21 protein-coding genes are annotated in these 15997 nt (G+C 64.4%); 13 read left to right on the top strand and 8 right to left on the bottom strand.

Features of this window, described 5'->3' with window-relative positions:
• Positions 1 to 15: 15 nt before the first annotated feature.
• The 3 genes from CSQ95_RS09960 to CSQ95_RS09950 all read right to left on the bottom strand — a co-directional run bounded on the left by CSQ95_RS09960 (position 16) and on the right by CSQ95_RS09950 (position 2878).
• On the bottom strand, positions 16 to 1524 hold the full coding sequence (locus CSQ95_RS09960) for a DUF4331 domain-containing protein (RefSeq protein ID WP_099409363.1): 1509 nt from the start codon (positions 1522 to 1524) through the stop codon (positions 16 to 18).
• A gap of 119 nt (positions 1525 to 1643) precedes the next feature.
• Positions 1644 to 2291 carry an NrsF family protein gene (locus CSQ95_RS09955; protein ID WP_099409362.1) on the bottom strand — a complete coding sequence of 216 codons (648 nt, stop codon included), beginning with the start codon at positions 2289 to 2291 and terminating at the stop codon, positions 1644 to 1646.
• The gene (locus CSQ95_RS09950) at positions 2288 to 2878 is read right to left on the bottom strand and encodes a sigma-70 family RNA polymerase sigma factor (protein ID WP_099409361.1); all 591 of its coding nucleotides are present in this window, start codon (positions 2876 to 2878) and stop codon (positions 2288 to 2290) included. Before CSQ95_RS09950 ends, CSQ95_RS09955 begins: the two co-directional genes overlap by 4 nt.
• A gap of 131 nt (positions 2879 to 3009) precedes the next feature.
• Here CSQ95_RS09950 and CSQ95_RS09945 point away from each other — a divergent pair, with 131 nt between their 5' ends.
• From CSQ95_RS09945 to CSQ95_RS09915, 7 genes are all read left to right on the top strand, one after another.
• Positions 3010 to 3816, top strand: a complete 807-nt coding sequence (locus CSQ95_RS09945) for a DUF1223 domain-containing protein (protein WP_099409360.1) — start codon at positions 3010 to 3012, stop codon at positions 3814 to 3816.
• Entirely contained in the window at positions 3816 to 4412 is a 597-nt protein-coding gene (locus CSQ95_RS09940) for a cytochrome b/b6 domain-containing protein (RefSeq protein WP_099409359.1), read from the top strand. The genes CSQ95_RS09945 and CSQ95_RS09940 overlap by 1 nt, the downstream gene beginning before the upstream one ends.
• A gap of 4 nt (positions 4413 to 4416) precedes the next feature.
• Positions 4417 to 5193: a molybdopterin-dependent oxidoreductase gene (locus tag CSQ95_RS09935; RefSeq protein WP_099409358.1), complete on the top strand. Its 777-nt coding sequence runs from the start codon at positions 4417 to 4419 to the stop codon at positions 5191 to 5193.
• Between the two features lie 192 nt (positions 5194 to 5385).
• Positions 5386 to 5697: a pentapeptide MXKDX repeat protein gene (locus CSQ95_RS09930; RefSeq protein WP_099409357.1), complete on the top strand. Its 312-nt coding sequence runs from the start codon at positions 5386 to 5388 to the stop codon at positions 5695 to 5697.
• Positions 5698 to 5831: 134 nt separating this feature from the next.
• Positions 5832 to 7052 (top strand): MFS transporter, encoded by a 1221-nt coding sequence (locus CSQ95_RS09925; protein WP_099409356.1) that lies wholly within the window; start codon positions 5832 to 5834, stop codon positions 7050 to 7052.
• 13 nt (positions 7053 to 7065) lie between these two features.
• On the top strand, positions 7066 to 7455 hold the full coding sequence (locus CSQ95_RS09920; protein WP_099409355.1) for a DUF5071 domain-containing protein: 390 nt from the start codon (positions 7066 to 7068) through the stop codon (positions 7453 to 7455).
• A 37-nt stretch (positions 7456 to 7492) separates the two neighbouring features.
• Positions 7493 to 8134, top strand: a complete 642-nt coding sequence (locus tag CSQ95_RS09915) for a CatA-like O-acetyltransferase (protein ID WP_099409537.1) — start codon at positions 7493 to 7495, stop codon at positions 8132 to 8134.
• Here the strand turns inward: CSQ95_RS09915 and CSQ95_RS09910 are convergent.
• Positions 8131 to 8889, bottom strand: coding sequence for a helix-turn-helix domain-containing protein (locus CSQ95_RS09910; protein ID WP_218963596.1), 759 nt, complete (start codon positions 8887 to 8889; stop codon positions 8131 to 8133). The two genes, CSQ95_RS09915 and CSQ95_RS09910, sit on opposite strands and share 4 nt — an antisense overlap.
• An 85-nt stretch (positions 8890 to 8974) precedes the next feature.
• Between CSQ95_RS09910 and CSQ95_RS09905 the strand changes: the two genes are divergently transcribed.
• Complete coding sequence (locus tag CSQ95_RS09905; RefSeq protein ID WP_099409353.1) at positions 8975 to 9736, top strand: alpha/beta fold hydrolase; 762 nt, start codon at positions 8975 to 8977, stop codon at positions 9734 to 9736.
• Here CSQ95_RS09905 and CSQ95_RS09900 read toward each other — a convergent pair whose 3' ends face one another.
• Both CSQ95_RS09900 and CSQ95_RS09895 read right to left on the bottom strand, forming a co-directional pair.
• Positions 9737 to 10378, bottom strand: coding sequence for a LysE family translocator (locus tag CSQ95_RS09900; RefSeq protein WP_070310603.1), 642 nt, complete (start codon positions 10376 to 10378; stop codon positions 9737 to 9739).
• A gap of 107 nt (positions 10379 to 10485) precedes the next feature.
• The gene (locus tag CSQ95_RS09895; protein WP_257218008.1) at positions 10486 to 11562 is read right to left on the bottom strand and encodes a YeiH family protein; all 1077 of its coding nucleotides are present in this window, start codon (positions 11560 to 11562) and stop codon (positions 10486 to 10488) included.
• A 107-nt stretch (positions 11563 to 11669) separates the two neighbouring features.
• Here CSQ95_RS09895 and CSQ95_RS09890 point away from each other — a divergent pair, with 107 nt between their 5' ends.
• From CSQ95_RS09890 to CSQ95_RS09870, 5 genes are all read left to right on the top strand, one after another.
• The gene (locus CSQ95_RS09890; RefSeq protein WP_099409351.1) at positions 11670 to 12569 is read left to right on the top strand and encodes a LysR family transcriptional regulator; all 900 of its coding nucleotides are present in this window, start codon (positions 11670 to 11672) and stop codon (positions 12567 to 12569) included.
• Positions 12570 to 12601: 32 nt separating this feature from the next.
• A complete protein-coding gene (locus CSQ95_RS09885; RefSeq protein WP_099409350.1) occupies positions 12602 to 13174 on the top strand; it encodes a helix-turn-helix domain-containing protein in 573 nt (190 codons plus the stop codon).
• Positions 13175 to 13181: 7 nt separating this feature from the next.
• The gene (locus CSQ95_RS09880) at positions 13182 to 13712 is read left to right on the top strand and encodes a GNAT family N-acetyltransferase (RefSeq protein ID WP_099409349.1); all 531 of its coding nucleotides are present in this window, start codon (positions 13182 to 13184) and stop codon (positions 13710 to 13712) included.
• Between the two features lie 213 nt (positions 13713 to 13925).
• Positions 13926 to 14189, top strand: a complete 264-nt coding sequence (locus tag CSQ95_RS09875; protein ID WP_083287209.1) for a DUF378 domain-containing protein — start codon at positions 13926 to 13928, stop codon at positions 14187 to 14189.
• A gap of 12 nt (positions 14190 to 14201) precedes the next feature.
• Positions 14202 to 14552: a hypothetical protein gene (locus tag CSQ95_RS09870; protein ID WP_099409348.1), complete on the top strand. Its 351-nt coding sequence runs from the start codon at positions 14202 to 14204 to the stop codon at positions 14550 to 14552.
• A 46-nt stretch (positions 14553 to 14598) separates the two neighbouring features.
• Here CSQ95_RS09870 and CSQ95_RS09865 read toward each other — a convergent pair whose 3' ends face one another.
• Complete coding sequence (locus CSQ95_RS09865) at positions 14599 to 15033, bottom strand: cytochrome c family protein (RefSeq protein WP_256267167.1); 435 nt, start codon at positions 15031 to 15033, stop codon at positions 14599 to 14601.
• Between the two features lie 103 nt (positions 15034 to 15136).
• The gene (locus CSQ95_RS09860) at positions 15137 to 15988 is read right to left on the bottom strand and encodes an EamA family transporter (protein WP_180279025.1); all 852 of its coding nucleotides are present in this window, start codon (positions 15986 to 15988) and stop codon (positions 15137 to 15139) included.
• Positions 15989 to 15997: the final 9 nt, after the last annotated feature.

The following is a 15997-nucleotide window of genomic DNA, read 5'->3' as shown; positions in this document are numbered from 1 at the left end:
ATTCTCCTCGTTGGCTTACATCTGCGGCGAACCGGCGATGGGGTTTTTCAGGTAGGGAAAGCCTGCCGTGAAGTAGGTTTCATCGAGGAAGGCGCCGTCCGTGAAGTGCAGGCCGCCAGCGGGCGCGTCGGCCGGAGCGCAGCCGATGTTCAAGGTGCACAGCTTGCCCATGGCCACGCGCAGCACCACGTCGACCACGTCGTCGCCGGGACGGCGTCCGTTCGGGAAGCCTGCGTTGTCGCCATCGATCACGCCCAGGCGTTTTTGCGATCCTACGGCGGTGGGTGCGATCGAGGTGTTCAGGCGCAGCATTTCCGATGCCGTCACGGTGACGGGCTGGTTCACGCCCTTGATGCCCGTCAAGAAGGTGGCCACGAGGTCGTTGCGGGGGAAGTTGGTGGGCGCCTTGGCGCCTGCCGAGCCGAACAGCACTTCCACCAGGGCGGGCACGGTGGGATTTTTCACGTAGTCGGCAAATTGCGCATCGCCCGACGGCTTGCTGGCGTTGAAGCGGTCCTTGTCCTTCAGGCCGATCACCACTTCATTTACCAGCGGCATGCCTAGCCGCGACACTTGCACCCAGGCGCCGCCTTCCTTCGACGCCGGAATGGCGCCCGGTGCCGGGTTCAGCAGGCGTCCCTGGCGCAGGCTGGCCGTGGTCCAGCCGCCGATGACGGGCTCCAGGCCCGCCGTCAGGCAGGCGGTCGGCACTTCCATTTCGAGGGCCGTGACGTTCTTGCGCGCCAGGTCGTCCCTGGCGGCGGACTCCGCATTCGCGGCAAATTCCGTGGCGGGCGCCTTGATGTTAATCAAATCGAACGTTTCTCCCAGGTTGACCACAAACGGGTCCTTGCGCTGGCCGACGAACAGGCGCGCCGGCGTGGCGCAGCCGGGGATGTTGACCGTGTAGACGTGCTGCGCGGCATACGCGGCATAGTTGGGGATGGACTTGTTGCCGATATTGTCGACGGGCTTGTCGAACACGCTGCCGCCGCCGCTGGCATTGGTGACGCTGCTGCGCGTGCCGCTGCGGCGGTCGCCCCGCACCACCGTCACGCTGTAGGTTTCGCGCACGTTCAGGCCCGGCGGGTTGACGGAATCGATGGCGCCGCCGTTGATGACGAGCGGAATCGAGACTTTCTTGCCGCCGACGGTGAACTGGTCATCCTTGATGGTGTTGGTGAAGCGGAACTGGAAGGTGAGGTCTTCCTTGCCGTCGCCATTGTTGTCGATATGGATTTCGTACAAGGCGTTCGGGTCCATGGCGAAGTAATTCGGACCGCCGTAGGCGTCCTGCAGGGGAATATAGTCGGCCACCAGGGTAGTGTAGGCGCCGCGGCCCGCTTCATAGCTGCGGAACATGTAAAAGTCGGTGGCGTCGACTTTGGGGTTTTGCGTGATGAACGGCGCTTCGCGGTGGCTGGAAGCGTAGGCGGCTGGCGCGATGGCCAAAGTGAAGGAAACGGCGAGAAGGTTGCCCAGGAGGGCGGCGCCCAGTGCGGTTTTCGAGTGTGACAATGACATTTCGATTCTCCCGATGTTGTGTTTGCGTTGACAGGCAAGTCCAAGAAACTGCAGGCTGCCTGGCTTATACGCACGGGGGAAGAAAACGGATTCACTGCTTCGAAAAGGATGTCATTCGCTTACCAGGCCAGTACCTTCGGGCCGATGGCCGCGCCGATGGCGGTCGGTACCAGCATGCCCAGCACGTACCAGAAGCCGACGAAGCTGGCCGCCAGCTCCGGGCAGTGCAGGCAATATACGAGGGCAGCCATGGCGCCGGCGGCAAACCCGGCCGCCGCGCCGGCCAGGCGCAGGCGCGTGGGCGCCAGCTGGCGCATCAGGCGCAGCACGGCGGCCAGGATGGGCAGCGAGAGCATGGCGATCAGCAGGGGGCAGCTGCGCCAGGTGGCGCCCCAGAACAGCTCGGCGCGCTGTTCTGGCGGCGCTTCCTGCACGATGATGGCGCCCAGCGCCCACATCAGCAGCACGGGCATGGCGAGCAGCAGGGGCAGGGCGCGGGTAGCGGCGCCCGGCAGGCACAGGCGGCGGCTGACGTGCCAGGCCGCCAGGCACAGGCACACGACAAAGCCCACCTTGATCCAGAAGTCGGGCAGCAAGGCCAGCTGTTCCAGGTTGGGCCGCACGCCCAGCAGCATGGCCATCAGGGCCACGCTGGCCAGCAGGCCGGCGCCCAAAGTGCCTGCGGCGCGCCAGTGCGTGCCGGGCGGCGCCGCGGCGGCCACGTCGGGGCCGCTGGCCAGCATGGCGATCAAGTCATCGGTTTTCATGGTGCGCTTCCTTCTATCCTTAAATGGGCCGCCAGTGCTTTCAAGCCGCGGTGCACGGCCACCTTGACGCTGGCTTCCGAAATGTCCATGGCCGCCGCCGTGTCGCGCACGGACCAGCCGTCGAGCTTGGTATGCACGATGGCGTCGCGCTGCTGCGCCGGCAAGGTGGCCAGCAGCTTGCCCAGGTCGCGGCTGGCCTCGGCCGCCTCGGCATCGGCGCTGGAAAACAGTTCCTGCGCGCTATCTTCTTCGTCATACGGCAAGTGCTGCGCCTCGCGCCGCCCGTGCCGGCGCAGCCAGTCGATCATCTTGTAGCGGGCGATCGCATGGATCCACGACGTCAGCGGCACGCCCGTGTCATACGTCAAGCGCTGGTTGTGGATGGCCAATAAACATTCCTGCACCAGGTCTTCCACCTCGTCCGGCCAGCGCTGCAGGCGGCGCCGGAAAAACGCGCGCAAATGGGCGCTGCTTGCCTGCAAGAAACTTCGATACGCCGCCGCATCGCCATCGAGGCCGCGCAGCATCAAGCCATGCAGCCGCAATTCCGTGCCGTGCAACTGCTCGCTTACTGGTATTCGTTGCATGCAGGCCTTTGGTGACAGGCGTTGAGAAAAATAAATCTTAAATTATTTGAGGGGGGCTGTAACCAATCCGCATGGTGCGGCGAATTGACAGGCAAGCACGCTTCTTATTTTTAATATACCGGCTAACGACCATGGACATCAAGCACCGTCTTGCAACACTACTTTTACCCTTGCTGAGCATGGCTGTGGTAGCGCCGGCCGCCGCGCAGATGGCTTCCAGCCGGCGCTGCGAAGTCAAAAGCGGTGCGCAGACGGCGGCGCTGGTGGAACTCTACAGCAGCGAAGGCTGCTCCAGCTGCCCGCCCGCCGACCGGCGTCTGAACGCCTTGCGCAAGGAAGCGGGGACGGCCAGCCTGATCGTGCCGCTGGCCCTGCACGTCACGTACTGGGACCAGATCGGCTGGACGGACCCGCTGGCGCAGGCGCAATTCGATGCGCGCCAGGCCGAGCTGCTGCGCCACCAGCCGCGCCATGTGGCCTATACGCCGCAGTTCTTTGTCGGCGGCACGGAATTGCGCGGCTGGGATACGCAGCTGCCGGCCGCCATCCGACGCATCAACGCGACCGCCGCGCCCGTCGCTATCCGCCTGTCCGCCGCGCCGGCGCCGGGTGGAAAATTAACGCTGGAAGCCGATGCCAGTGCGCCGGACGCGCGGACGGGTGGCCAGCTATACGTCGCCATCAGCGAAAGCGGCATCGTCTCGACCGTGTTGCGCGGCGAAAACCGGGGCGCCACCCTGCATCACGATGCGGCCGTGCGCCTGTGGCTGGGGCCAGTTGCGCTGGCGCAAGGCCGCGCCCGGCTGCGCCGCGAAGTCAGCCTGCCCGCCAGCTGGCGCCCCGAGCAGCTGCAAGTGGTCGCCTTCGTGCAGCGGGCCGACAGCAGCGCCATCCTGCAAGCCGTCAGTACGGCATCCTGCGCGAAAGGGGTGATGTGATGAACGGACAAGCGAGCGTGATCCACCCCGCCTGGCTGCGCGTGACGCACTGGCTCAATGCCGTGGCCGTCGTGGTGCTGGCCACCAGCGGCTGGCGCATCTACAACGCGGCGCCATTCTTCCCGTTTGAGCTGCCGCGCGCGCTGACCCTGGGCGGCTGGCTGGGCGGCGCCCTGCAATGGCATTTCGCCGCCATGTGGCTGCTGGTGGGCAATGGCTTGCTGTATCTGGTCATCAATATTGTTTCGGGACGGCTGCGGCGCCAGTTCTTTCCCCTGTCGCCGCGAGCGCTGCTGGCCGATTTCGTCGCCGCGCTGAAGGGCAAGCTGGCCCATGCGGACCCGCGCCGCTACAACATGGTGCAGCGCGCCGCCTACCTGTTCGTCATGCTCGATTGCATCGTGCTGGTGCTGTCCGGCCTGGTGCTGTGGAAATCCGTGCAGTTTCCCCTCTTGCGCGAACTGCTGGGCGGCTACGAGAGCGCGCGCAGGGTTCACTTCATCGCCATGGCGCTGCTGACGGGCTTTGTGGGCGTGCACCTGCTGATGGTGGCGCTGGTGCCGCGCACCCTGGTCGCCATGCTGCGCGGCCGCTAAGGAGATGAGCATGAAAAAATCCATCCTCGTGCAAGAACAGGGCCAGGCCATGCTGGCCGACGCCTTGCGCCAGATCAAACAGCCGTCGCGCCGCCTGTTTTTGCAGCGCAGCCTGACCCTGGGCGGCCTGTCCTTGCTGACGGGTTGCAACGCCAGCGACCCGTCCAGCATCGAGACAGCCTTGATGGCCGTGTCGCGCATGAACGACCGGGTGCAGGGCTGGCTGTTCGACCCCAACAAACTGGCGCCCACGTATCCGGACTCCATGATCACGCGGCCGTTTCCCTTCAACGCGTATTACGGCGAGGATGAGCTGGAACAGGTCGATGGCGACGCCTGGCGCCTGGAACTGAGCGGCTTGATCGCCGACAAGAGGCCGTGGACCCTGCCGCAGCTGCGCGCCCTGCCGCAGGAAACGCAGGTGACGCGCCATATCTGCGTGGAAGGCTGGAGCGCCATCGGCAAGTGGGGCGGCGTGCCGTTTTCCCACTTCCTCAAGCGGGTGGGCGCCGACACGACGGCCAGATACATCGGCTTCCAGTGCGCCGACGATTATTTTACGAGCATCGACATGGCCACGGCCCTGCATCCGCAAACCATCATGGCCCTCACGTACGACGGCCAGGAATTGCCGCCCAAATACGGCTACCCGATGAAATTGCGCATGCCGACCAAGCTGGGCTACAAGAACCCCAAGCACATCCAGGCCATTTTTGTCACGAATACCTACCCGGGAGGGTATTGGGAGAATCAGGGCTACAACTGGTTCGGCGGTTCCTAGGAAGGCCGGGGGAGCCGGCCAGGGCGGCGTTGCATTGCCTTGTCGTACTAGTCGTACTGCCTGCGGCAATGCGCCTGGCCCTGACCACCTCCCGGCCTTCCTTATGTTCAGCAGCAAGCAGCACCCTGTAGCACAGCAATAGTTTTACCACCGGGCAATCTCGCCCATCCAATACTGAGACAAGGACATATCATGAAAACCACCATTACCACCTTCGCCGCCATCATCGCTTCCGCCATCCTCATGTCGGGCGCCGCGTTTGCCCAGGACGCCATGCAGAAAGACGCGATGGCCAAGCCTGCCTCGGCCGACGCCATGCACAAGGATGCGATGGACAAGGACGGCATGCACAAGCCGATGGCCAAGAAACACATGAAAAAGGATCACATGGCCAAGGATGGCATGGCAAAAGATGTCATGGGGAAAGACGGCATGAAAAAGGATGAGATGAAAAAGGATGAAATGAAAAAGGATGGCATGGCCAAGGATGCGATGGCCAAGTAGTGCAGGGGCCTGGCGCCGTCAACGCGATGGCGCCGGGCCGCGAGCGTCTTCCTGCGTTCACCCATGCTGCCGCATGATGCGAAGTTGCCAATTGGTGTAAGCTGGATGCCTCCTGATTTCCCGCATGCACAGTCATGACCGAACCGTCCGTTGCCACGCTGTCCCCCGAAGCACATCCTTCCGATAAATCGATCCGCCGCCGCTCGCTGTTTGCCGCCTGCAGTGCGCATGCCGTGCATGATGGCTTGACGGATGTCATCTATGTGCTGCTGCCCATCTGGCAGGCGCAGTTTGCCATCAGCTACGCCATGGTTGGCCTGTTGCGCGGTTCCTACTCGGGCATGATGGCCGGTTTCCAGCTGCTGGCCAGCCGGCTGGCGAAGCGCTGGGGACGCGAGCGCATGCTGGTGGGCGGCACGGCGCTGGCCGGCATCGCCTACCTGATCGCGGGGCAGGCGGGCGGCCTGGCCGTGCTGCTGATCGCCTTGCTGCTGGGCGGCCTGGGCGCCAGCACCCAGCATCCGCTGGCCTCGTCCATCGTCACGGACACGCACGAGGCGGGCGGCGGCGTGAAGGAAGCGTTGTCGCACTACAATTTTGCGGGCGATATCGGCAAGACCCTGATTCCCGCGCTGGTGGGCTTGCTGTTGCTGGTGTGCAGCTGGCAAGCGAGCGTCTCGCTACTGGGCTTGCTGGGCCTGGCGGCGGCCGGCTTGCTGTGGTGGCTGCTGCCGAAGCCGGAAGAGATCCAGGCTAGCCAGAAGAAAGCGGTCAAACCCGTCACTGGCAGCGGCTCCAAAGCAAGCTTTCGCGCGCTGCTGGCGACGGGCACCCTGGACAGCGCCGTGCGCATGGGTTTTCTCACCTTTTTACCGTTCTTGCTGAAAAGCAAGGGAGCGGGCACGGCCGGCGTCGGCATGGCCTTGTCGCTGCTGTTCGTGGGCGGCGCCTTCGGCAAGCTGCTGTGCGGCTACCTGGGCGCGCGCATTGGCATGATGAAGACCGTGTGGCTGACGGAATCGATGACCTCGCTGCTGATCGTCGCGGCCCTGTGGCTGCCGCTGGCCGGCATCATGGCCATGCTGCCCCTGCTGGGGCTGGCGCTGAACGGCACCTCGTCCGTGCTGTACGGCGTGGTGCCGGAACTGGCCGAGCCGGGCAAGCGCGAGCACGCGTTTGCCCTGTTCTACACGGGCAGCATCGGCGGCGGCGCGCTGTCGCCCGTGCTGTTCGGCGCGCTGGGCGACCATACGAGCGTGCCCACGGCCTTGCTGGCGCTGGCGGCCGTATTGCTGCTGACCTTGCCGCTGGCGTGGAAGGTGCAGCGGGGCCTGGCGCACGGCGGCGCCGCATGACAGGATACCTCGCATGAGTCTGCCATTGCCGCGCGACAAACACGATACGGGCAATGCGCAAGCCCTGACCGCCTTGCGCTGGGAAGAACTGCGTCCCGCCATGCCGCAGATTCTCGAGTGGGTGCAGGACGCCAACTGGCCCGTGGCCGCCGTCCTCCTGCCTTACCTGGCCGGCATCGGTCCGCGCCTGGCTCCCTATGTCAAAACGGTGCTGGCCAGTGACGATGAACAGTGGAAATATGTTGTTCTGCTGGGCATCGTGCGCCATTCCTCCGGGCTGGCTGCCGCGGTGGACGGGCAATTGCAGCGCTTCGCCCTGGCGCCAACGGCTGCCGAGCTGGAAGAAGGCGTGGCCGAGGCGGCCCGGGAGATTTTGGCGGGCAGCGGCGCTGGTGCGGCGTGATTTGCCCGCCAGCACCTGCATCGTCTACACTCGCCGCATGAAAAATTTTGAAAAGCGGCGCGACCGCTATGACTTGTTCCGCGCGTTTGACAATCCCCTCGTCAACATCAATTTCCAGCTCGACGTGCCGGATTTCCGGCCCTGGTGCAAGGAACGGAACATTCCCGTGTTTCACTTTTTCCTGTTTTGCCTGCTCAATACGGTCAGGGACATCGATAATTTCATGTACCGCATCTGCCAGGGCGAAGTGATCAAGATCGACGATTTCCCCGCGTCCTACACCGTCATCAACGGCGACGAGAACCTCAACTACACGCGTTTTACCATGACGGACCAGCTCGATCTCTTCATCGAACGGAGCCTGGAAGCCAAGCGCCTCGCGGAAGCGAGCACCGCGCTGATCAACACGGGCGAGGGGCAAAGCGAGCGCGAACGGCGCAATAATATTTTCATCACCTGCCTGCCATGGCTGGAGCTGGCGGCCATCGAGCACCCGATCTGCCGCCACCGCGACGCCGACATCCCGACCTTTACCTGGGGCAAATTCGGCCCCGCGCAGCCGGACGGCCGCATGCGGATACCGTTTTCCGCGCAGGCCCACCATGGCTTTGTCGATGGCTACCATGTGCAGAAACTGGCGCAGGCGCTGGCACAGCGCATCGCCGCCATGATTGCCTAAGCTAAATAGTCGCTGGGCGCCCGGCCCAGCACGCGGCGGAAGGCGGCCGTAAAAGCGCTGGGGCTGGCATAACCGAGATCGAGCGCCACGCGGGTGACTGCTTGCCCCTCGGCCAGCCGCGTGATGGCCGCCAGCAGGCACGCTTGCTGGCGCCATTGGGCAAAGGCCAGCCCCGTCTGGGCGCGGAATTGCCGCGTAAACGTGCGCCGGCTCATGCCCGCCTGCGCCGCCATCGCGTCCAGGCCGCTGTCCAGGCTGGGCTGTTCGAGCAATTCCATGCACAGCCGCGCCAGCCTGGCATCCTGCGGCAGGGGCGCGCTCAGGGGCAGGGGACTGGCAGCGGCGATTTCGTCGAGCAGCAAGGCCATCAACCGCCCGGCGCGCGACGCCTGCACATACAAGGCTTCCACGGTCACCGCTTCGGCCAGCAACTGGCGCAGCAGCGGCGAGGCATCGAGCACCTGGCAATCGGATGGTAAATCCATGCTGGCGATGGCGTCCGGGGCGATAAACACGTTGTGCATGCTCACGGCGCCATGCATGCGCATGCCGTGGACGAGTCCGGCCGGTACCCAGCAGGCGCGTTGCGGCGGCACCAGCCAGTTGCCCTGCGGCGTGTGCACGCTGATGACGCCGCGCGCGGCATACGCGAATTGCCCGCGCGCATGGCTGTGGCTGGGAAATATCTCGCCGGGGGCATAGTCGCGCGCCGTGGCGATCAGTGTTCGCGGCACTTCCGTATAAAAATCATCCATGGCCCGTACTCTACAGTATTTGACCTGGCATCGAAGGCGGGCCGTTCGCTGGCCGCTTACCATCTACTCTTTTTCAGGAGAGTGTATGCACAATAGCTATCATCGCGTGGGCCATGGCCCGCACGCCGTCATCGTCCTGCACGGCTGGTTTGGCGACGCGCACGCGTTTGCGCCGATGGAAACGGCCCTCGATGGCGACGCCTTCAGCTATGTCTTCATGGACAATCGCGGCTATGGCGGCATGCGCGGCGCGGCGGGCGAGTATTCGATGGAAGAGGTCGCCCGCGACGCGCTGGCCTTGGCCGATGCGCTGGGCTTTGCCACGTTCAGCGTGGTCGGTCACTCGATGGGCGGCATGGCGCTGGAACGGCTGGCCTTGCTGGCGCCCTTGCGTTTGCGCAAGCTGGTGGCCGTGGCGCCCGTGCCCAGCTGCGGCGTGGCGCTGCAAGGCACGGCCCGGCAACTGTTTCTCGACGCCAGCGGCGATGTGCAGGCGCGGCGCGCCATCATCGATCGCAGCACGGGCGGGCGCTTGCCTGCAAGCTGGCTGGACTGGAAGGCGCAGTATTCGTGGGAAAGTGCGGATCAGGCCGCGTTTGCCGCCTATTTTCTCGCGTGGAGCGAAACGGATTTCAGCGGCGAAGTGCAGGCAACGGCGTCGAAACTGCCCTTGCTGGCGCTGGTGGGGGAACACGACCCCCGCTTTGATGCGGACTTGATGCGCCGCACGTATCTGGCGTGGTACCCGCAAGCCCGACTGGAGGTGCTGGGCAATGCGGGACACTATCCGATGAATGAAACGCCGCTGGCCCTGGCGGCCAGCATCGAGACATTTTTACTTCAGTAATTACGCGGCCTTGCTGCGCAGGCGCAGCAGGCTCAGGCCCAGCAGCACGAAGGCGCCGCCCGTGATGCGGTTGAACAGCTTGGCGCGGCCCGGCGTTGCCAGCTGGGTTTTCAGCAGGCGCGCCAGGTTGGCGTAAAACAAGTGGGCCAGCATGGCGCAGGCGACGAACGAGGTCGTCAGCACGGTGAACTGGATGGCCACCGGCTCGCCCGGCGTGATGAATTGCGGAAACAGGGCCGAGAAGAACAAAATGGCTTTCGGATTGGTCAGCGCGACCGTCAAGCCCTGGCGGAAGAGTCTCCAGAACGAATTAGGATTCGCCGCGCCTTGCACCACGGGCGCATCGGCCACGACGCTGGTCTTGCTGCGCCATTGCTTGATGCCCAGGAACACCAGATACAGGGCGCCGGCCAGTTTCAGCAGCATGAAGGCCGTGGCCGAGGTGGCCAGCACGACGCCCATGCCGGCCATGGCCACGCCGGAAATGATGAACAAGCCAAAACCATTGCCCATGCTGCTGATCATCGCGCGGCGCGGGCCGACGGCGATGGCATTCGAGATGGCCAGCAAGACGGCCGGGCCGGGAGAAAACGTGACGAGCAGGGCGACGCTGCAGAAAAGCAGCCAGTTCGAGAGGTGCATGGGTGTTCCTGGGTGGGGCCGAAGCCGGATTGGGGAGTCAAAACACGTCTATTGTACGAAGTTTTCGGCTCCCGCGCCGGCGGCCCCGGCTGGTATCAGATTAACTCTCAGGCAAACAGGCCCGCCACCACATGGTTGATGGCGGCGCCGCCGGCGATCAGCCAGCAGAACAGCAGGCCGGCCAGCAACAGGGGCTTGATGCCGGCGCGGCGGATGGCCGACATATGCGTCGTCAAGCCCAGGGCCGCCATGGCCATGGCCAGCAGGGCCGTGTCGATGTCGGTGATGGTGGTGACCATGCTGGCTGGCAACAGGCCCAGCGAATTGAAGGCCACCACGGCAATAAAAATGAAGGCGAACCAGGGGATGGCCAGCTTGGCCGCCTTGTCGTGGCTGCCATCTTTGGCCTTGCCGCGCGCCAGCACGGCCGACAGGATGACGAGGAACGGCGCCAGCATCATCACGCGCACCATCTTGGCGATCACGGCCGCATTCGCCGCCTCTTGCCCGATCGACTTGCCGGCCGCTACCACTTGCGCTACCTCATGCACGGTCGAACCGATGTACACGCCGAAGGCCGTGGGCGTGGCGCCCAGCACTTGCCAGCCCAGGTTCAGCTGATACAGCACGGGGTACAAAAAGATGGCGATGGTGCCGAACACCACGACGGTGGAGACGGCGACAGTGACGTCTTCGCTGCGCCCCTTGACGACGGGTTCCGTCGCCATCACGGCCGCCGCGCCGCAGATCGAGCTGCCCGCGCCGATCAGAATGGCGCTGTTGCGTTCCAGCTTGAACACCTTGGTGCCGAGGAACATGGCCAGGCCAAACGTGGACGCCAGCACCAGCGCGTCGATGGCGATGCCCGCCAGGCCCACCTGGCCGATATCCTGGAACGTCAAACGGAAGCCGTAGAGGATGATGCCAAGACGCAATAACGTCTGCTTGGAAAACGCTACGCCCGCGCCGCAGGTGGGCGCCAGGCCACCATAGACGCTGTTGCCCAGCACAATGCCCAGCATGATGGCCAGGGTCAGGGCGCTCATGCCGTGGCTTTGCATCCATTCCAGCTTGCCCAGCGCAATGGCGCCCCAGGCGATCATGCCGCTCAGCAGCAGGCCGGGCAGGAGGCGGCCATAGCGGTCGCTGAAACTTGTTGTGTTGCTTGTTGAGAGGGAAGACATGCCGTACTCCATGGTTCTTGGTTCGTATGGCACGACTGTACAGTTCGCTGAATAAGTGGTAAAACGGATTGTTTTTGTATGTTTAACCTATTGAGTGAGTATATTGGATGGCGCTTACGTTGCGGCAACTGCAGATCTTCCTGGCCGTGGCGGACACGGGCAGCACCAGCGCGGCTGGCGAACTGATTGCGCTGTCGCAATCGGCCACCAGCGCGGCCCTGAACGAGCTGGAAACCTTGTTGGGCGCGCAACTGTTCGACCGCGTGGGCAAGCGATTGCTGCTCAACGACAATGGCCGCCTGCTGTTGCCGCAGGCGCGGCAGATGCGCGACGCGGCCGCCAGCATCGAGCGCCAGTTCGCGGGCGCCGACCCGTCCGTGCCCGTCAGCCTGCAGATCGGCGCCAGCACGACGATAGGCATCTATCTGTTGCCGCAGATCCTGGCCCAGGCGGCGCAGCAGTACGGGCGCAGCATCCCGCAGGTGACGATTGCCAACACGGCCGACATCGCCGCCGCCGTGGCGGAGTTCCGTGTCGATATCGGCCTGATCGAAGGGCCGTGCCATGAGGCGGGCCTGCTGGTGGAACCGTGGCTGACGGACCAGATGCTGATCGTGGCCGCGCCCACGCACCCGCTGGCGCAGCTGCGCCATTTGCTCAGCTTTGCGGAGCTGAACCAGGCGGGCTGGCTGCTGCGCGAGGCGGGCTCGGGCACGCGCGAAGCCGTGGAGCAGGCGCTGGTGCCGTATCTGCATTATCTGCGCGCCGCAGGCGAATTCAGCAACTCGGAAGCCATCAAATATGGCGCGGCGGCCGGTCTCGGCATCGCCTGCCTGTCGCGGGTCGTCGTGGCCGATTTGCTGGCCAGCGGCCAACTGGTCGAGCTGGAAACCATGCTGCCGCCCCTGGAGCGCAATTTCTATCTGATCCGCCAAGCCAAAAAGATCCTCTCGCCCCGTTTGACAGGATTTTTGGAACTGTGCCGCCACGCGTCGCGCATGGCTTGACTGTTTTCCATATAAGGGATAAATTCCCACATATGGAAAATTCAACGCTCACAGATAACGAGACGGAACAGCGCCTGGCCGCGCGATTAAAACAGTTGCGCGTGGAGCGGAGCTGGTCGCTGGACCAGCTGGCCAGTGCCAGCCAGGTCAGCCGCGCCACCCTGTCGCGCCTGGAAAATGGCGAAGTCAGCCCGACGACAGCCGTGCTGGGCAAGCTGTGCGCCGCGTATGGCCTGGCCATGTCGCGCCTGCTGCGCATGGTCGAGGACGATTTTCCGCCCCTGCTGCGGCGGGCTGAGCAAAGCGTGTGGACGGACGCGGACACGGGCTTTGTCCGCCGTTCCGTCTCGCCCCCGTCGCGCGCGCTGGCCGGCGAAGCGCTCGAATGCGAGCTCGGCGCGGACGTGACGATCAGCTATGCCGCCTCGCCCCGGCCCGGCATGGAACACCATCTGCTGCTGCAGGAGGGCAAGCTCAACGTGACGGTCGACGGCCGCTCCCACGCTTTGCTTCCCGGCGATTGCCTGCGCTACCAGTTGCACGGCGCCAGCGCGTTTACGACCCCGCCGGACAGCGGCGCCCGCTATTTTCTCTTTCTTGTCTGAGGTCACCATGCTCGCATCGCTACGCCATTTTTCTTCCGCCGATATTCTTGTACGCCTGCCGGAACTGGGCACCTTGCTGCAAGACTGCGTGCACGACGGCGCCAGCATCGGTTTTATCCTGCCGTTTGATACGGCGGCCAGCCAGGCGTTCTGGACGGATAACGTGGTGCCCGCCGTGACGCGCGGCGTGCGCCTGCTGCTGGTGGCCGAAGTGGAAGGCAAGGTGGCCGGTGCCGTGCAGCTGGACTGGGATACCAATCCCAACCAGGCGCACCGGGCCGAAGTGCGCAAGCTGCTGGTCGCGCCCGCTTTCCGCCGCCACGGCATCGCCCGCCAGCTGATGCGGGCGCTGGAAGAACAGGCGCGGCAGCTGCCGTGCAGCCTGCTGACCCTGGACACGCGCAGCGGCGACCATGCCGAACCGCTGTATTTGTCGCTCGGTTACGTGGTGGCGGGCAGCATCCCCGCCTATGCGCTGGCGCCTGCCGGCGACCGGCTGGACGCCACCACCATCATGTACAAGCAACTGGAGCAATGACCTGGCAAGGGGAACTCAGGCATCGGAAGACAGCCCACGATGCCGTTGGCCCCCACCGTGAGCTGGCTTGTTGCCAGATAAAATCACCTGCCTTATTACAGACCCGTCCTACGTCGATACCCGGCATCGTCCGACTGGCGTGTGCCGGTGCCGCGCCTACACTGTTCTTTGATAGACCCGGCGGCGGGTCCTTTCTTCTTACAGGAGGCTGATATGGCGAATATCCAGGCAGGATCGGACGGTGCGGCAAAACAGGAAATGTCGGAAAAGCGCTTGAACGTGGTCGACTGGATCTCCATGATCCTCTTGATCGTGGGCGGCTTGAACTGGGCGCTGGTGGGCCTGTTCGATATCGACATCGTGGCCCGCATCCTCGGTGCCATGACGGCGGCTTCGCGCGGCGTGTACGTGCTGGTGGGGCTGGCGGCGCTGTATTCCATTTACCTGTGCCTGCGCAAGTTCCCGGCCAAATCCTAGATGGGAGGATACATGCCTGTTGGTGCAAGCCCCAAGCGCGAACGCGAATTCAAGAAGCTGGAACGCGATTTCAAGCAGGAAGGTCGTTACCCGGGCCGCGAGGAAGAGGTCGCGGCGCGCATCGTGAACAAGCAAAGGGCGCAGTCGGGTGAAACCAGGCAAGCGCAGGAGCGGAAAAAAGCCGGCGGCGCTGCCCCGGAGGCGTTACCGCCTGACTTGCCCATCGCCGGCTACCAGCAACTGACGGTGGCGCAGATCCGCGGCAAGCTGGACGGCCTGTCCGCTGTCCAGCGCAAGCGGCTGCGCGCTTATGAGGCGGCACACAAGAAGCGCAAGGGCGTGCTGCAAGCGCTGGAGGCTTGAGCTGGCGTCATGAGCTGGATGCGGTGTCCGGCTGTCAATGCATGCGTTATGGGACGGCTTGCTGCGTGCGCAGGTAGGCCAGCAAGTCGGCCACTTGCTGCGCATTGCCGATGCCCCAGAAGCGCATGTTGTTTCCGGGAATGAAATCGCTGGGCGCCTTGAGGAAGGCGGCCAGGTTTTGCTCGGTCCAGACAATATTCGCGTTTTTCATGGCCGCCGAGTATTTGTAGTCGGTGGTGGCGCCGGCCTTGCGGCCGATCACGCCCGTCAGCTTGGGGCCGAAGCCGCCGCGCGCCGATGGTCCCACCTGATGGCAGGAAGCGCATTTGCGAAATGCTGCCTTGCCCGCTTCGGCATTGCCGGTGAGGGGGGCGGGAGCGGCAGCCTGCGCTACGGCTGCTGGCGCCAGCAGCAGGGCTGCAGCGGCCAGAGGGGAGAGCAGGCGACAAAGAAAGGTGGATGTCATCGGTGAGGCGGGCATGCAATGCGTGGCAAACGATGACGCATTTTACAGGCGCACATCAAAATCTGCCCGCCAGCATGACACGGATGCGAGGAAGCGGCGCACGACGGATGCAATACCGTTAGCGCTTGCCGCCCTGTGCGCCCAGCGCCGCCATGGCCGACGCAAACACGATGCAGGCGATGGCCAGCCACTGGGTCAGGCTCAGCAATTCTCCCAGCACGGCCATGGCGGCCAGCGCGCTGACGGCGGGCGCGGCGCTGCTGAACATGCCGAACACGCCTTGCGGCAAACGGCGCAAGGCAAAGATTTCCAGTGAATACGGCAGGGCGCTGGACAGCATGGCGATTGCCAGGCCCATCAGCGCAATCGATGGCGCCAGCAGGGCCGTGCCCGAATACGCGACACCGATGGGCACCGTCACCATGGCCGCCACCGTCATACCCCAGGCGACGGCCTGGCCGCCCTGCAAGGTCGAGGCGCGCTTGCCGAAGATGATATACAGCGCCCAGCACAGGGCCGCGCCCAGCGCATACGCCACGCCGACAGGGTCCAGGCTGCCCGGGCTGCCCTGCAGCGGCAGCAGCAAATATAAACCGAACACGGCGCAGGCCACGGCGAACAAATCGCGCGGCCGGCGCGATGACAGCATGGCCACGGCCAGCGGCCCCGTCACCTCGATGGCCACCGCAATACCGATCGGTATCAATGCAAACGCCCGATAAATCAGCAAGTTCATCAACCCCAGCACGGAACCATAGATCAGCAGGTTCAGCACATCCTTGCGCGTCAGCCGGTAGCGCCACGGCCGGAAGATGGCCAGCAGGATCAGCGCCGAGAACCCCACGCGGTACGCCGTAATCCCTTCCACGCCAATGACAGGAAACAGATTCTTCGCAATCGCCGCCCCCAGATTGACGGAAATCTGCCCTCCCAATACGGCCAGGGAAGGGAGCAGGATGCTGTCGGGCAGGGGGGAGGT

Source organism: Janthinobacterium sp. BJB304, assembly GCF_002735765.1.
GTDB lineage: Bacteria > Pseudomonadota > Gammaproteobacteria > Burkholderiales > Burkholderiaceae_D > Janthinobacterium.
The sequence above is the reverse complement of the archived record's forward strand: the minus strand, read 5'-3'. Positions and strand labels throughout refer to the sequence as shown.

Coding starts and splice junctions, on each gene's coding strand:
- CSQ95_RS09895 (WP_257218008.1), bottom strand. CDS start 11,562: ATGTCTTCCCTCTCAACAAGCAACACAACAAGTTTCAGCGACCGCTAT.
- CSQ95_RS09870 (WP_099409348.1), top strand. CDS start 14,202: ATGCCTGTTGGTGCAAGCCCCAAGCGCGAACGCGAATTCAAGAAGCTG.
- CSQ95_RS09925 (WP_099409356.1), top strand. CDS start 5,832: ATGACCGAACCGTCCGTTGCCACGCTGTCCCCCGAAGCACATCCTTCC.
- CSQ95_RS09905 (WP_099409353.1), top strand. CDS start 8,975: ATGCACAATAGCTATCATCGCGTGGGCCATGGCCCGCACGCCGTCATC.
- CSQ95_RS09920 (WP_099409355.1), top strand. CDS start 7,066: ATGAGTCTGCCATTGCCGCGCGACAAACACGATACGGGCAATGCGCAA.
- CSQ95_RS09910 (WP_218963596.1), bottom strand. CDS start 8,889: ATGGATGATTTTTATACGGAAGTGCCGCGAACACTGATCGCCACGGCG.
- CSQ95_RS09900 (WP_070310603.1), bottom strand. CDS start 10,378: ATGCACCTCTCGAACTGGCTGCTTTTCTGCAGCGTCGCCCTGCTCGTC.
- CSQ95_RS09865 (WP_256267167.1), bottom strand. CDS start 15,033: ATGCCCGCCTCACCGATGACATCCACCTTTCTTTGTCGCCTGCTCTCC.
- CSQ95_RS09935 (WP_099409358.1), top strand. CDS start 4,417: ATGAGCATGAAAAAATCCATCCTCGTGCAAGAACAGGGCCAGGCCATG.
- CSQ95_RS09885 (WP_099409350.1), top strand. CDS start 12,602: ATGGAAAATTCAACGCTCACAGATAACGAGACGGAACAGCGCCTGGCC.
- CSQ95_RS09890 (WP_099409351.1), top strand. CDS start 11,670: ATGGCGCTTACGTTGCGGCAACTGCAGATCTTCCTGGCCGTGGCGGAC.
- CSQ95_RS09930 (WP_099409357.1), top strand. CDS start 5,386: ATGAAAACCACCATTACCACCTTCGCCGCCATCATCGCTTCCGCCATC.
- CSQ95_RS09915 (WP_099409537.1), top strand. CDS start 7,493: ATGAAAAATTTTGAAAAGCGGCGCGACCGCTATGACTTGTTCCGCGCG.
- CSQ95_RS09945 (WP_099409360.1), top strand. CDS start 3,010: ATGGACATCAAGCACCGTCTTGCAACACTACTTTTACCCTTGCTGAGC.
- CSQ95_RS09940 (WP_099409359.1), top strand. CDS start 3,816: ATGAACGGACAAGCGAGCGTGATCCACCCCGCCTGGCTGCGCGTGACG.
- CSQ95_RS09950 (WP_099409361.1), bottom strand. CDS start 2,878: ATGCAACGAATACCAGTAAGCGAGCAGTTGCACGGCACGGAATTGCGG.
- CSQ95_RS09875 (WP_083287209.1), top strand. CDS start 13,926: ATGGCGAATATCCAGGCAGGATCGGACGGTGCGGCAAAACAGGAAATG.
- CSQ95_RS09960 (WP_099409363.1), bottom strand. CDS start 1,524: ATGTCATTGTCACACTCGAAAACCGCACTGGGCGCCGCCCTCCTGGGC.
- CSQ95_RS09955 (WP_099409362.1), bottom strand. CDS start 2,291: ATGAAAACCGATGACTTGATCGCCATGCTGGCCAGCGGCCCCGACGTG.
- CSQ95_RS09880 (WP_099409349.1), top strand. CDS start 13,182: ATGCTCGCATCGCTACGCCATTTTTCTTCCGCCGATATTCTTGTACGC.